We start from the raw sequence: 12,725 nt of genomic DNA, 5'->3' as shown, positions 1-12,725 counted from the left end.
GCGTCAGCCCACGGGCAGGACGCGGGCCAGCTGCTCGGCGCTGAGCACGCCGGACGTGGGGAACCCGCGGATGTAGGCGTCCAGCTCGGGCTGCAGCTCGATCGCCGCCGCCAGGTGCGCGGCCGCCTCCGCGTCGCGCCCGATGCGCGCGAGCACCACGCCCCGCCACAGCGTCGCCTCGTGGTTGTCGCCCAGCAGCTCCATGCCGGCGCTGAGCTCGGCCAGCGCGACCTCGGCCTGCTCGGCCGTCGGCGGCTCGGGGCCGCCCAGCAGCCGCGGCTCGCTCATCATCTGAAGCAGCCGGTCGTAGAACCCGTTGAGGCCGGCCAGGCGGCGCAGCTCGACCAGCGGCTCGGGATGGTCGTCGACGCGCACGTCGACGAGCACGTGGTCCCAGGGCGCATCCGAGCGCACGCCGTCGACGACGTACAGCGCCGCGGACTGGCGCCCGCGCAGGTCGCCGCCGATCACCTCGGCCCGGTCCATCGCGGCCAGCAGCTTGTCGGCCAGCGGCCCGTCGGTCTGCGCGAACGCGGCGACCATCGCCTCCGGCGTGTCGTCGCTGCCGAGCATGTTGCCCTGGGCGGTGACCCCCGCACCGACGTGATGGCCGCGGCACAGCACCGTGTCGGTGCCGGTGTGCACGGCGATGCCGCCCTCGGCGTCGATCACCGCGACCTGCCGCGTCTCGCGCCGCTCGTCGGGACCCAGCAGCGCGGCGAGCACCTCCTCGGCGGCCAGCCCGTCGCGCAGGAGCGCCATGCCGCGCGGCCCGAAGGAGATCTCGGCGAAGGCCTGCGTGAGGATCCCGCCCACGCCGGCCTCCGCGTGGCCGACCACGCGGCCGACGCCGAAGAAGTGCGACTGGACGCCGAAGCCGATGCCGCCGGTGTCCGGATCGCGCGCGATCAGCGAGTAGGTCACGCCGCGGTCTCCAGGTGCGCGGCCAGCAGCGCGATCGTCTCCGGCGGCGCTTCGAGCATCGGCAGGTGCCCGACGCCGGGCAGGACCACGAGCTCCACGCCCAGGCGGTGGGCCATCTGCTCGTTCTGCTCGGGCGGACACGTCGCGTCGAACTCGCCGCAGGCCACGAGCGCGGGCACGGGCACGGGGTGCACCTCGTCGACGACGTTCGTCGCGGTCGCGCCCAGCAGCACGTCGCGGACCACCGGTACGTCGTTGGGGTTGACCAGCGTCAGGGTCCGCTCGAGCAGCTCCTCCGACGCGTTGGGTCCCAGGCTGGCCAGCGGGACGAGCTGGCGGAACGTGGCCGCCACGCCCTGGCTCTCGAGCAGGTCGATGAACGCGTCGACGTTGCCGCGTGCGTCCAGCGTGGAGCCGAAGCTGGCCAGCGACGCGACGCGCTCGGGGTGACGGGTGGCCAGCAGGACGGCGAGCGTGCCGCCCAGCGAGCCGCCGATCGCGTGCACGCGCTCCACCCCCAGATGGTCCAGCGTGGCGACCAGATCCTCCAGCCAGAAGTCGACGCCGTACGGGCCGGCGGCGACCGCGTCGCGATGCCCGCGCAGCGACGGGAGGATGGCCGGCCGGCCGAGCCCCTCGGCCACGTCGGCCCAGGCGCGGTGATCGGTGTTGATCGGATGGATGAACAGCACCGGCGTCGCGGGGCCGGTCACGTCCCCGTAGGTCGTCCCGCCCAGCGTGCCGACGGGTCCGGTGAACGAGAATGCGGTGAAGGTCACGAGCGAATCCTACGCTCAAAGGTCTCGTCATTCTGTCCAAACATGTTTGGACAAGATTGGCTCAGACAAGCGGTTGACCGGCCCCTCGGCGGATCATAAGGTGCTTTCAGCGGACATTAAGCGCCGAGCGACAGGAGCTGTTGATGACGGACGAAGCGGACCTCGCTGAGATCAACCGCCTGCACGACGAGTGGTGGGCGGCGAACATGGACTTCGACATCCCGCGGATGCGCGCGTGCTTCGTCGACGGCGACAAGTTCCTGCAGTACAACCTCAACGGCCACACCTACTGGTCGCTGGCCGAGCTGACCCAGCTGTGGGAGACCATCGCCCCCGCCTTCGGGATCCCCGAGCAGGAGGTCATCGACTACCGCGTCGAGGTCCGCGGCGACATGGCCTGGGTCTCGCACGAGGCGAAGGTCAAGCTCGTGGCCAAGGAGGGGTTCGAGCTGCCGCCGACCATCCCCGCCGAGCTGCGCATCCGCGAGACCGAGGTCTACATCCGCGAGGACAGCGAGGGCAACCCGGTGTGGAAGATCTGGCACCACCACTGCTCGCCCCACGCGCCCGACGACGAGGTGCGCATGGGCTTCCAGGACAGCGTGCTCACGCGCGAGGCCGGCTGAGCGGCGCATGACCGACGTGGATCCGGCGCTGCTCGCCGACCTGTGCGAGTGGCTGCGGATCCCGTCGGTCTCGACGGACGGCGGCGACCTGGTCGCGCTGCGCGCGGCCACCGACTGGGCCTGCGAGCGCATCGTGGCCGCCGGCGGCCGAACCGAGCGCTGCGACGCCTACGGCAACCCGCTGGTCGTGGGCGAGCTGCGCGCCCGCCGGCCCGACGCCCCGACCGTCCTGATCTACGGACACGCCGACGTCCAGGGCACGGGCGACCTGGACGCGTGGACATCGGACCCGTTCGCGCCCGAGATCCGCGCCGGCCGCCTGTACGCGCGCGGCGCGTCCGACGACAAGGGCAACTTCCTGCCGCTGCTGCACGAGGCCTGCGCGCTGGCCCGGGCCGGCGACCTGCCCGTCAACGTGCGCGTGCTGATCGACGGCGAGGAGGAGATCGCCGGCGCGGCGGCCGGGCGCTGGCTGCGCGACGACGACCGCGGCGCCGACTGCGCGATCGTCTTCGACAGCTGGATGATCGACGAGCGCACGCCCGCGATCACGATCGGCCTGCGCGGCGCGGTCCAGGCGCACCTCACGGTGCGCACGAACGAGCGCGACCTGCACTCCGGCGCGTACGGGGGCAGCGTGCTCAACGCGGCGCACGTGCTGCACGCGATGATCGCGGCGGTGCTGCCCGGTCCGGACGGGCGGGTGCGCGACGAGCTGCGCGTGGGCATCGAGCCGCCCGGGGAGGCCGAGCTGGCCGGCTGGGCCGCGCTGCCGCCGGGCGACGCGGTGCTGGCCGACGCCGGCGGGCGCCCGCTGCACCCGGCGGCGGGCGCGCAGTACTACGCCCGCACCTGGGGCGACGCGTCGCTGGACGTGGGCGGGATCCGCACCGGCGCCGAGCGCACGGTCGTGCCGGCGGTCGCCCACGCGACGCTCAGCCAGCGGCTCGTGCCCCACCAGCGCGCCGCCGACGTGCGACCCGTGCTCGAGGGGCTGCTGCGCGACGCTGCACCCGCGGGCGTCGACGTGCAGATGCGCTTCGACACCGCCGACCCCGTGCTCTTCGACCCCGCCCTACCGGCGATCCAGCTGGGCATCGCCGCGCTGGAGCGGGCGACCGGGATGCGCCCGGCGATCGTGCGCTGGGGCGGCGGCATCCCGATCGTGGCCGAGCTGGGCGCCGCCGGCATCCCGACGATCGTCTCCGGCTTCGCGCTGCCCGACGACCTCCCCCACGCGCCCGACGAGTCCTTCCGGCTGGAGTCGCTGCGCCTGTGCGCGGCCAGCGCGCGCGAGCTGCTGAGCGCGCTGGCCCAGCTGCCGGCTACGTCGTGATCTGCGACAGCGCGAGGACGTCGCGGAAGTAGGCCTCGTCGCGGCGCAGCTCGTCGGGCGGGGCGATCCGGACCAGCCGCCCGCCCTCGATCACCGCGATCCGGTCGCAGGCCTGCAGCGTGGACAGCCGGTGCGCGACGACGAACACCAGCGCCCGGCCGCGCAGGCTGCTCAGCAGGTCGCGGACCGTCGCCTCGGCGTGGACGTCGAGCGCGCTGGTCGGCTCGTCGAGCACCAGGATCGCCGGCCGCCCGGCCAGCGCCCGGGCGATCGCGACGCGCTGGCGCTGACCGCCCGACAGCGTCGCGCCACCGACGCCGACGACGTGGTCCAGCCCGTCGGGCCAGGCGGCCAGCTCCTCCCCCAGCCCGGCGTCCAACGCGGCCCGGCGGACGGTCTCGTCGTCGAGCTCGGCGCGCAGCAGGCGGATGTTGTCGGCGATCGTGCCCTCCAGCAGCCGCGGGTCCTGCCCGACCCAGGCGGTGCGCGCGTACCAGGAGGCGGGATCGAGCTCGCGCAGGTCGACGCCGTCGACGAGCACGCGGCCGGCGGTGGGCCGGCTCAGGCCCAGCAGCACCGCGGCCAGCGTCGACTTGCCCGCCCCGGTCGGCCCGATCACGCCGACCAGATCGCCCGCGGCCAGTGTCAGCGACAGGCCGGCCAGCGCGTCCGCATCGGCGCCCGGATAGCGGTAGGAGACGTCGTCGAAGCGCACGTCGGGGCCGGTCGGCGCGGGCCGGTCACCATCGACGTGCTCGGGCGCCCACGCGGCCAGCGCCGCGTCGATGCGCTCGCGCTCGACCGTGCGCTGCTGGAGCTGCACGTTGACGTCGGCCAGCGCCTGCGTGTAGGTCAGCGCGCGCAGCAGCAGGACGGCGGTCGCGCCCAGCGTGGACAGCTCGACCGTCGTGGAGGCCTGCACGATGGCCAGGCCGACGATCAGCAGCGCGATCGTCGCGTCGCGGATCAGGCGGCTGGTCAGCAGCGCCGCGGCGTCCATCCGCCGGGCCGCGGCGGCGCCCGCGTCGACCTGGGTGGCCAGCCGCGCCCGCGCGCGTCCGACGACCCCGAACAGGCGGAACTCACGCGTGAAGCCGGCCAGCTCGGCCACCTCCCGCGACAGCGTGCGCTGCTGGGCGGCCGCGTCGAGCACCAGGCGGCGGCGATGCCGGCGGGCCGGGCGCCCGATCAGCACGACGACGACCAGCGCCGAGCCCAGGGCCAGCACGGTGTAGGGCCCGATCACCAGCGCCGCCGCGACGACGATCACCACGTGCAGCGCGGCGGTCAGCGCCTGGCTGCCGCTGCGCACGCCCGTGGCCACCCCGGCCACGTCGACGCTGACCAGGTGCTGCAGCTCCGACGGCGGCGTGCGCACCTGCACGCCCCAGGGCGCGGCGAACCAGGCATCCAGGAGGCGCAGCTGCAGCGTCCGGCGCGCGTCCCCGGCCGCGCGGCTGGCCACGATCGCGGTCACCCAGTGGGCCAGCGCCACGAGCGCGATCGCCCCGAGCGCGAGCCCGGCCAGCGTCCACGTGCCGCTGGGCAGGACGTCGCCCAGACCGCCGAACGACAGCGAGCGCCCCGCGGCGAGCGCGACGAGCAGGATGATCACCGCCGTCTCCCCGAGGCCTGAGATCGCGCCGGACACGCTCAGCAACGCGATCAGCCGCGCCGGGCGCCGGGCGGCGTAGGTCGCCGATCGCCACGCCTCGACGGGCGCCTCGAACAGGTTCACGCGGGCGGCTGACGCGCGGGCTCGGCGGCGAGGACCGGCGTTAGCATGCCCCGGATGATGCCCGAGCATCGCTCGGGAGCGCAACCGGACGAGCCGCTCCCCGAGACGATCCACGGCGCCCGGGTGCGCGCGGGGGTCGCGCGCCGCGACGTCGCCGATCCGCTCTACGAGCGCTCGTGGGGCGACCCGCGGCAGGGCACGATCGTCTCCTCGCACACGCAGACGGCCTTCGACATCGTCGGCGCTGGGCGCATCTGGGCCGACCACGGGCGCGAGATCGTCGTCGAGGCCGGCGCGGGCGACCGTCCCGCCCCGTGGCTGTTCGGCACGGTCGGCGCGTTCGTGCTGGCCCAGCAGGGCCGCTTCGCCCTGCACGCCAACGTCGTCGAGGTCAATGGGAAGGCGATCGCCATCGCCGGCGCGCGCCGGGCCGGGAAGTCGACGACCGCGCTGGCCATGCTGGCCGCCGGACACCGCCTGGTCACCGACGACGTGGCGCCGCTGGACATCGCCGGCGACACGGTCGTCCACCACCCCACCGGCCGCCCGATCCACGTGCATCCCGCCTCCGCGCGACGCCTCGGCGTGTCCGTGGCCGGCGGCCTGACGGTGGCCGGCGACCCGTCGAAGGTCGCGCTGCCCAACCCGCGCACCGAGGCGGTGCCCCTGGCGGCGATCGTGCTGCTGGTGGCCGGCGACGACCCGACCACCGACGTCGCCTTCGCGGCGCTCGGGCCCGCTGCGGCGGCCGCCGAGATCCACCAGAACGCCTACCGCCGGCTGCTGGTCTCGCCGCTGTGGCGCGCCGAGCTGTTCACCTGGGCGACCGCGGTGGCCCAGCGCGTTCCGGTGCAGATCCTCCACCGGCCCGCCGAGCGCTGGACGACGGACGCCGTCCGTGGAGCGCTCGAATCATTGTCGAGCGGCGATGGACCTGTGCGACCATGACCCGCGTGACCGAGAACTCGGTGATCGCTCGCAGCGAGACGCCGCTGTCCGCCGCGGTGGACGGGGAGATCGTGATCTTCCATCCGCAGGAGGGGGCGTACTTCAGCCTGGGCAGGATCGGGTCGCGCATCTGGGAGCTGGCCGAGGAACCGATCACGGTCGGCCAGCTGCGTGCGACGCTCACCGACGAGTACGACGTCGATCCGCAGCGCTGCGAGACCGAGGTCCTCGGCTTTCTGCACCAGCTCCAGGCCGCCGGGCTCGTCGACGTCGACGGCTGAGGCGCGCCGTGGACGCGCTCGACGCCGCTCCGGTCGTGGCCGCGCTGGGCCCCCTGTCGCCGCGGGCGGCCGAGCGCCTGCTCAGCGGCGCCGCAGCGGTGAGCGTCGACGGTCCGGTCCCCGTCCGCCTCGGGCAGGCCGCGCGCTGGCCCGCCGCCCGCCCCGGGCCGCCGCCCGCGCGCCACGGCGGCGTCGTGTGCGTGGCCGACGCGCGCCTGGACGACCGGGCGGCGACGGCCCGGCGGCTCGGGCTGACCGACGCCGACCTGGCCGGCCGCTCGGAGGCCGAGATCCTGCTGCGCGGGTACCTGCGCCTGGGCGCCGAGCTGCCCAGCGCGCTCGTGGGCGCGTTCACCTTCGTGATCTGGGACGGGCGCAGCGCCACGCTGCTGGCCGCCCGCGACCACTTCGGCGTGCGCCCGCTGTTCTTCACGGCCAGCGCGGGCGCGCTGCTGCTGGCCACCGACGAGGCGACGCTGCTGGACGTCGGCGGCCCGCGCGAGGTCGACGAGGAGGTGCTGGTCGCCCGCGCGGTGGCCAACACCGGGCTGCTGCTCCAGCGCTCGGTGTGGAGCGGGATCCGCAAGCTCCCTCCGGGCTGCCGCCTGCGAGCCGACGCCGACGGCCGCCACGCGGTGTCGGCCTACTGGCGCCCGACCGCGCGCCGCCGGGCGCTGGACGTCTCGCCCGCCCAGGCCGCCCGCGACGTACGCGCGCTGCTGGAGACCGCGGTCGCCGACGCCGTGCGCGACCGGGCGCCCACCGCCGCGCACCTGAGCGGCGGGCTGGACTCCTCGGCCGTCGCGGTGCTGGCCCAACGCGCGCTGCAGGCCCGCGGGGAGGCGCTGGCCGCCGCCTGGTGCTGGTCGCCCAGCCCCGACCGGCGCGCGCTGGACGACCCGGCCTTCGGCGACGCGCTCGACGAGCGCCATCGGGTGATCGAGCTGGCCGCGTCGATCGGCGCCCCGTTGGGCTACGTCGACCTGGATCCGGCGGCCACGGAGGCCGACCGGCTGCGGCGCCTGCGGGTCGAGCCCACCGAGTCGCTGCTGCTGCACTGGAGCGTCCTGCGGGCCGCGGCCGACCGCGGCGTGCGCGTGCTGCTGTCCGGCTGGGGCGGCGACGAGGCCGCCAGCTTCAACGGCCGCGGTCACGTCGCGCACCTGCTGGCCCGCGGGCGGGTGCTGGCCGCCTGGCGGACCGCCGCCGCGCTCACGCGCCGCACCGGTCAGCGCGTGGGAGCGCACGAGACCGCGCGCCAGCTCTACGGTCGAGGCGTGCACCGCCTCCTGCCCATCCATCTGCGCCGGCGCCGCGAGGGCGTGCCGGCGGCCGAGCGCGCGCTGCGCGTGCAAGGGCTCGGCCTGGAGACGCTCCATCCGAGCGCGCCCAGTCAGGCGGCGGCGGGCTGGACCCGGGCCCGTGGACGCGAGCACTCGGCCCGGGCCACGCAGGTCACGCTGCTGCGCAACGGCCACCTGACGCTGCGCATGGAGGCCTGGGACCTGGCCGCGCGCCGCTTCGGCATCGAGCACCGCTACCCGCTGCTCGACCGGCGGCTGGTCGAGTACGTGCTCGGGCTGCCCGAGGCGGTCCACGCCCACGACGGCTGGCAGCGCTGGCTGTTTCGCGAGGCGACGGCCGGCGTGCTGCCCGACGACCTGCGCTGGGGCTGGCCCAAGCAGGAGCCCGCCATGGTCGCCGAGTTCCGGGCCTGGACCGAGCAGCAGGCCGACGCGCCGCCCCCGGCCCAGCGGATCGACGACCTGCGCCGCCGCCGGGCGCTGGCCCAGCGCTCGGCGCGCGAGCGGAGCGCGGCGCGATGAGCGCCGCCGAGCCCCACCGCCAGGCCCCCAACGCCCGCCAGCTGCTGGCCTGGCGCGTGCTGGCCGTCGATGCGACGACCGTCGAGGTGATCGGCGCCCTGGAGGCGGCCGGGATCGACGTGCTGCTGCTCAAGGGGCCGACCTTCACCGCCCTGCTGTACGACCGCGGCGAGGTGCGCCGCTACGGCGACACCGACCTGCTCGTGCGTCCGGCCGACCGGCTGCGCGCGCAGCAGCTGCTGGCGCAGACGGGCTTCGAGCCGTCCGGCCACTCGCGCCCGGTCGATCCCGCGAGCGAGGCGGTGCACGAGTGGTCGCGGGGCGAGCGCCGGGTCGATCTGCACAGCGAGCTGGATGGCTGCGCCGCCGCGCCGGAGACGGTGTGGGACGTGCTGTGGGCGGACCGCGCCTCGCTGACGATCGGTGGGCGCGACATCGCCGTGCTCGCGCCCGACGCGCGCCTGCTCCAGGTGGTCCTGCACGCCGCCCACCACGGCGAGCTGATGGAGCACACCACGCGCGACCTGGATCGCGCGCTGGAGCGGTTCGACCGCGCCCGTTGGTGGGACGTCGCGACGCTCGCCGTCGAGCTGGACGCGGCGCCGGCCTTCGCTGCGGGCCTGCGCATCGTGCCCGCCGGCGCGGTGCTGGCCGACACGCTGGAGCTGCCGCGCGAGGCCCCCGTCCGCGTGGTGCTGGCCGCACGTTCGTCACCGCCGGCGGCGCTGGGCTGGGAGCAGCTGCGCCGCCAGCGCACGCCGAGCGAGCAGGGCCGCTACGCCGTGCGGCGCGTGTTCGTCCCGCGCAGCGAGCTGATCAAGCTGTACCCCGAGGCGGCCGACAGCCGCGGCGCGGCGGCGCTGGCCCGGACCCGGCGCGCGCTGTGGGTGGCGCGCACCGCGCTGCCGGGGCTGCGCGCCTGGCGTGAGGCGCACCGGGCGGCGAGCGGACGGCCGCCGCGACGGACGCCATGGGCCCGCGCCGCGATCGTGCTCGAGGCGGCCGGCTACCTGACCTGGGCGTCGGCGGCCATCGCGCTGCTGTCCAGCGCGCGGGTGACGAAGCTGCTCGGGCAACCGTCCGATCCCGAGGCGGGCCCGGCCGCGCGGCCCCCGGACGAGGCGCGCCGCGTGGGGCGCGTGGTGGGGACCGTGGCCGACGCGCTGCCCTGGCGCTGCACGTGCCTGCCCCAGGCGCTGGCCACCCAGCGGATGCTCGCGCGCCGGGAGATCCCGGCCGCCGCGCACCTGGGCGTGTGGAGCACCGCGCCGTTCGAGGCCCACGCGTGGGTCACCGCCCGAGGCGCCGTGGTGATCGGCGGCCGCATCGACGACGTCACGCGGCTGGCCACCTTCCGCTGAGCGCCGGTGCAGCGGCTCAGCCCCATCCACACGCGCGAGGGCGACACGCTGATCGTCACGCTGCGGGGCGTCGCCGAGGTCCGGCTGCGGGCCGGGGCGGTGGCGGCCATCGCGCCGGCCGACGGCGCCGATCCCGCCGACGTGGCCTGGCTCGTCGATGGGCACGCCCGCGAGGTGGCGGCGCTGCAGCGGGGCGAGCTGGCGCTGCGCGCCGCCGCGGTCGTCATCGACGGCCGGGCGGTGGCGATCTGCGCGACCGCCGCCTCGGGCGCCTCCGCCCTGGCCGCGGGACTGGCCGCCCACGGGCACGGCGTGATCGCCGATGGCTGGCTGCCGGTGCGCGTGCGCGACGGCGCGCCCGAGGCCGTCGCGGTGACCGATGCGCTGGCCCTGTGGCCGGACATGGCGACGCTCGTGCAGCGCGACCCCGAGGCGGGCGTGCCCGTGCGCCCGGGCCTGCGCAAGCGCCGCCACCGCTTCGCGCCCGGCGCCGACGCGCCGCTGGCCGCGGTGGTGATCCTGCGGCGCATGGCCGTGCCCGGGGACGACGAGCCCGACGCCGGCGGGGCCTCGGCCTTCACCCGGGTCATGAACGCGGTCGCGCTCGAGCCGCTGGGCGACGCGCTCGGGCTCCAGGCCGAGCGCTTCCGCTGGGGGGCCGCGATCTCGTCCGGCTGCACCGTGCGCGTGCTGCTGCGCGACCCGCGGGCCGCCGAGCTGGCCGGGCTGGCCCGCGTGGTCGAGGAGCTGGTGCGCGGATGAGCGCCAACACGGTGTGGCTGGCCTCCTATCCGAAGTCCGGCAACACGTGGGTGCGCGCGCTGCTGGCGGCGCTGGACACCGGCTCGGTGGCGATCAACTCGTCGATGGGCGGCTCGACGATCGCCAGCGCGCGCGGGCCGATCGAGTACGAGACCGGCCTGTCCTCCAGCGAGCTGCGCCGCGACGAGGTGCGCCGGCTGCGGCCGGCGGTCGACGCGATCCTCGACGCGCGTGTGGCCACGCCGTGGCCGCGCAAGATCCACGACGCGCTGTTCAGCGGCCTCGACGGCGGGCCGATCGTCGAGCCGGCGGCCACCCGAGCGGCGATCTGCGTCGTGCGCGACCCGCGCGACGTGGCCGTGAGCTTTGCCCATCACCAGGGCGTCAGCGTCGCCGAGGCGGTGGCCACGCTGGCCGATCCGGCGGCCCACATGGGCGGCGGCGCGCACCGGCCCGGCACCCAGGTCCGCCAGGAGCTGGGCACCTGGAGCACGCACGTGACGGGCTGGCTGGACCACGGGCTGTTCGAGGTGCTCCTGGTCCGCTACGAGGACCTGCGGGCCGATCCGCTGGGTCAGCTACGGCGGATCGCGGCGGTCGTCGGCCGGGCGCCGACCGAGGAGCAGCTGACCGCGGCGGTGGCCGCGACGAGCTTTGACCAGCTGCGCGCGCAGGAGGCGGCCGGCGGCTTTCGCGAGCAGGCCGCGCCGGAGCGGGCCTTCTTTCGCCGCGGCATCGCGGGCGGTTGGCGCGACGAGCTGGATCCCGGCCTGGCCGCCCAGGTCGAACAGGACCACGGCGACGTCATGCGGCGGCTGGATTACCTCTGAGCGCGCAGAACGGACGGATGTTCGGTGCCAGGTTTCCCACATTCGCTGGCAGACCGTCCGGAGTGCACCTACTATGTCGAGCATGCACAGCGACACCACGTCTCATCGAGACGACACGTCGAGCGAGTGGTCGACGCCCGAGCTCATCCGCCTCGAGGTCGGCGTCACGAACGGCGGCGCCACCCCGGCCGTCAACGAGACGCTCATCACGGGCACCGTCGGCCCTTCGTAGACCCGCCCCACCTGACGCGCTCCCGATCTGACGCCCCGGCGTCAGGCGCGTTTGGGCGGCAGGCCGCGTGCATAGGCCACGCCGCGCCGCACCCATGGCTGGAGCTGCCGCTTCGTTGAGACGCCTTCGGCGTCCACCCGCAGCCAGCCGTCAAGGTCCTTCCCGCGCATCTCGAACGGCCCGACGTGCTCCTGGGCCATCAGCGCCTCGGTCTCGCCCGGCTCGCAGCGGGCCATCAGCCCGCCCTTGCTGCTGACCGCGACCGCGATGTGGCCGCCGATCAGGAAGGCCAACCCGCCGAACATCCGCTTCTCCGTGACGCCGGCCTCCTCGGCCAGCGACTCCCGGATGCGGTTGGCCAGATCCTCGTCATACGCCATGGCGCGCATGGTCGCATCCCGGACGGCGGGTGTTCCATTCGCCATCGATCGGTGTAATCGTTGGGGATGGACGCCATCACCGCCCTCAAGCGACTGCACGGCCTGGACGCGCGCCTGCACGCGACGGCCCGCGCGCTGCGCGAGATGGGCTGGTCGGCCCTGGACGTGTGGCAGGCCGCATCCGAAGCGCAGGGCCGAGGCCGGGGCGACCGCCAGGTGACGATCGTCTTCACGGACCTCGTCGACTTCTCGGCCTGGGCGCTCGAGGCGGGCGACGATCCGGCCGTGCAGCTGGTGCGGGCCATGGACGACACGGTCGAGGCGCTCGTCGAGTCCCGCGGCGGGCGCGTCGTCAAGCGGCTGGGCGACGGCATGATGGCCGTCTTCGACGAGCCCACCGCGGCGGTCGATGCGACGCTCGCAGCCACCGCCGCGGTCGAGCACGTCGAGGTCGCGGGCCATCGGCCGCGCCTGCGGGCCGGGGTGCACACCGGCTGCCCGCGCCGTGTCGGGCGCGACTACCTGGGCGTCGACGTCAACGTCGCCGCGCGCGTGGCCGCCGCCGCCAAGCCCGGCGAGGTGCTCGTCACCGACACCGTCCAGACGCGCCTGGACCCCGCCGAGTTCACGATCCGGCGGCGCCGGCGCTTCCGGGCCAAGGGCGCGCCGCGCGACCTGCAGGTCTACGCGGCGTGGCGCTGA

General features: G+C 75.6%; 14 protein-coding genes. 10 read left to right on the top strand and 4 right to left on the bottom strand.

What is annotated here, in order from left to right; translation table 11 throughout:
* Positions 1-3 precede the first annotated feature (3 nt).
* Together ACZ5UI_RS04495 and ACZ5UI_RS04490 are read right to left on the bottom strand one after the other, a co-directional pair.
* A complete protein-coding gene (locus ACZ5UI_RS04495) occupies positions 4-924 on the bottom strand; it encodes a DUF1028 domain-containing protein (protein ID WP_464194654.1) in 921 nt (306 codons plus the stop codon).
* Positions 921-1,703 carry an alpha/beta fold hydrolase gene (locus tag ACZ5UI_RS04490; protein ID WP_464194652.1) on the bottom strand — a complete coding sequence of 261 codons (783 nt, stop codon included), beginning with the start codon at positions 1,701-1,703 and terminating at the stop codon, positions 921-923. The genes ACZ5UI_RS04495 and ACZ5UI_RS04490 overlap by 4 nt, the downstream gene beginning before the upstream one ends.
* A gap of 143 nt (positions 1,704-1,846) precedes the next feature.
* Here ACZ5UI_RS04490 and ACZ5UI_RS04485 point away from each other — a divergent pair, with 143 nt between their 5' ends.
* Both ACZ5UI_RS04485 and ACZ5UI_RS04480 read left to right on the top strand, forming a co-directional pair.
* Positions 1,847-2,329 (top strand): YybH family protein, encoded by a 483-nt coding sequence (locus ACZ5UI_RS04485; RefSeq protein WP_464194650.1) that lies wholly within the window; start codon positions 1,847-1,849, stop codon positions 2,327-2,329.
* Between the two features lie 7 nt (positions 2,330-2,336).
* Positions 2,337-3,665, top strand: coding sequence for a M20/M25/M40 family metallo-hydrolase (locus tag ACZ5UI_RS04480; protein WP_464194648.1), 1,329 nt, complete (start codon positions 2,337-2,339; stop codon positions 3,663-3,665).
* Here ACZ5UI_RS04480 and ACZ5UI_RS04475 read toward each other — a convergent pair.
* Positions 3,655-5,403, bottom strand: coding sequence for an ABC transporter ATP-binding protein (locus ACZ5UI_RS04475; protein ID WP_464194646.1), 1,749 nt, complete (start codon positions 5,401-5,403; stop codon positions 3,655-3,657). The two genes, ACZ5UI_RS04480 and ACZ5UI_RS04475, sit on opposite strands and share 11 nt — an antisense overlap.
* A gap of 57 nt (positions 5,404-5,460) precedes the next feature.
* Between ACZ5UI_RS04475 and ACZ5UI_RS04470 the strand changes: the two genes are divergently transcribed.
* The 7 genes from ACZ5UI_RS04470 to ACZ5UI_RS04440 all read left to right on the top strand — a co-directional run bounded on the left by ACZ5UI_RS04470 (position 5,461) and on the right by ACZ5UI_RS04440 (position 11,643).
* Positions 5,461-6,351, top strand: coding sequence for a phosphoenolpyruvate carboxykinase (ATP) (locus ACZ5UI_RS04470; protein ID WP_464194644.1), 891 nt, complete (start codon positions 5,461-5,463; stop codon positions 6,349-6,351).
* Complete coding sequence (locus tag ACZ5UI_RS04465; RefSeq protein WP_464194642.1) at positions 6,348-6,632, top strand: PqqD family peptide modification chaperone; 285 nt, start codon at positions 6,348-6,350, stop codon at positions 6,630-6,632. The genes ACZ5UI_RS04470 and ACZ5UI_RS04465 overlap by 4 nt, the downstream gene beginning before the upstream one ends.
* A gap of 8 nt (positions 6,633-6,640) precedes the next feature.
* Positions 6,641-8,458: an asparagine synthetase B family protein gene (locus ACZ5UI_RS04460; RefSeq protein WP_464194640.1), complete on the top strand. Its 1,818-nt coding sequence runs from the start codon at positions 6,641-6,643 to the stop codon at positions 8,456-8,458.
* Complete coding sequence (locus tag ACZ5UI_RS04455) at positions 8,455-9,819, top strand: lasso peptide biosynthesis B2 protein (protein ID WP_464194638.1); 1,365 nt, start codon at positions 8,455-8,457, stop codon at positions 9,817-9,819. Before ACZ5UI_RS04460 ends, ACZ5UI_RS04455 begins: the two co-directional genes overlap by 4 nt.
* Before the next feature lie 6 nt (positions 9,820-9,825).
* Positions 9,826-10,581: a hypothetical protein gene (locus ACZ5UI_RS04450; protein WP_464194636.1), complete on the top strand. Its 756-nt coding sequence runs from the start codon at positions 9,826-9,828 to the stop codon at positions 10,579-10,581.
* A complete protein-coding gene (locus ACZ5UI_RS04445; RefSeq protein WP_464194634.1) occupies positions 10,578-11,411 on the top strand; it encodes a sulfotransferase domain-containing protein in 834 nt (277 codons plus the stop codon). The genes ACZ5UI_RS04450 and ACZ5UI_RS04445 overlap by 4 nt, the downstream gene beginning before the upstream one ends.
* An 82-nt stretch (positions 11,412-11,493) precedes the next feature.
* Positions 11,494-11,643: a hypothetical protein gene (locus ACZ5UI_RS04440; RefSeq protein ID WP_464194632.1), complete on the top strand. Its 150-nt coding sequence runs from the start codon at positions 11,494-11,496 to the stop codon at positions 11,641-11,643.
* Between the two features lie 41 nt (positions 11,644-11,684).
* Here the strand turns inward: ACZ5UI_RS04440 and ACZ5UI_RS04435 are convergent, their stop codons facing one another.
* Positions 11,685-12,023: a TfoX/Sxy family protein gene (locus ACZ5UI_RS04435; protein ID WP_464194630.1), complete on the bottom strand. Its 339-nt coding sequence runs from the start codon at positions 12,021-12,023 to the stop codon at positions 11,685-11,687.
* A gap of 66 nt (positions 12,024-12,089) precedes the next feature.
* Here ACZ5UI_RS04435 and ACZ5UI_RS04430 point away from each other — a divergent pair, with 66 nt between their 5' ends.
* Positions 12,090-12,725 (top strand): adenylate/guanylate cyclase domain-containing protein, encoded by a 636-nt coding sequence (locus tag ACZ5UI_RS04430; protein ID WP_464194628.1) that lies wholly within the window; start codon positions 12,090-12,092, stop codon positions 12,723-12,725.

Source organism: Conexibacter sp. JCM 18997 (assembly GCF_055391915.1).
Note: the sequence above shows the minus strand (reverse complement) of the source record. Positions and strands in the feature narration are given on the sequence as shown.

Coding starts and splice junctions, on each gene's coding strand:
- ACZ5UI_RS04485 (WP_464194650.1), top strand. CDS start 1,847: ATGACGGACGAAGCGGACCTCGCTGAGATCAACCGCCTGCACGACGAG.
- ACZ5UI_RS04480 (WP_464194648.1), top strand. CDS start 2,337: ATGACCGACGTGGATCCGGCGCTGCTCGCCGACCTGTGCGAGTGGCTG.
- ACZ5UI_RS04470 (WP_464194644.1), top strand. CDS start 5,461: ATGCCCGAGCATCGCTCGGGAGCGCAACCGGACGAGCCGCTCCCCGAG.
- ACZ5UI_RS04465 (WP_464194642.1), top strand. CDS start 6,348: ATGACCCGCGTGACCGAGAACTCGGTGATCGCTCGCAGCGAGACGCCG.
- ACZ5UI_RS04455 (WP_464194638.1), top strand. CDS start 8,455: ATGAGCGCCGCCGAGCCCCACCGCCAGGCCCCCAACGCCCGCCAGCTG.
- ACZ5UI_RS04445 (WP_464194634.1), top strand. CDS start 10,578: ATGAGCGCCAACACGGTGTGGCTGGCCTCCTATCCGAAGTCCGGCAAC.
- ACZ5UI_RS04440 (WP_464194632.1), top strand. CDS start 11,494: ATGCACAGCGACACCACGTCTCATCGAGACGACACGTCGAGCGAGTGG.
- ACZ5UI_RS04435 (WP_464194630.1), bottom strand. CDS start 12,023: ATGGCGTATGACGAGGATCTGGCCAACCGCATCCGGGAGTCGCTGGCC.
- ACZ5UI_RS04430 (WP_464194628.1), top strand. CDS start 12,090: ATGGACGCCATCACCGCCCTCAAGCGACTGCACGGCCTGGACGCGCGC.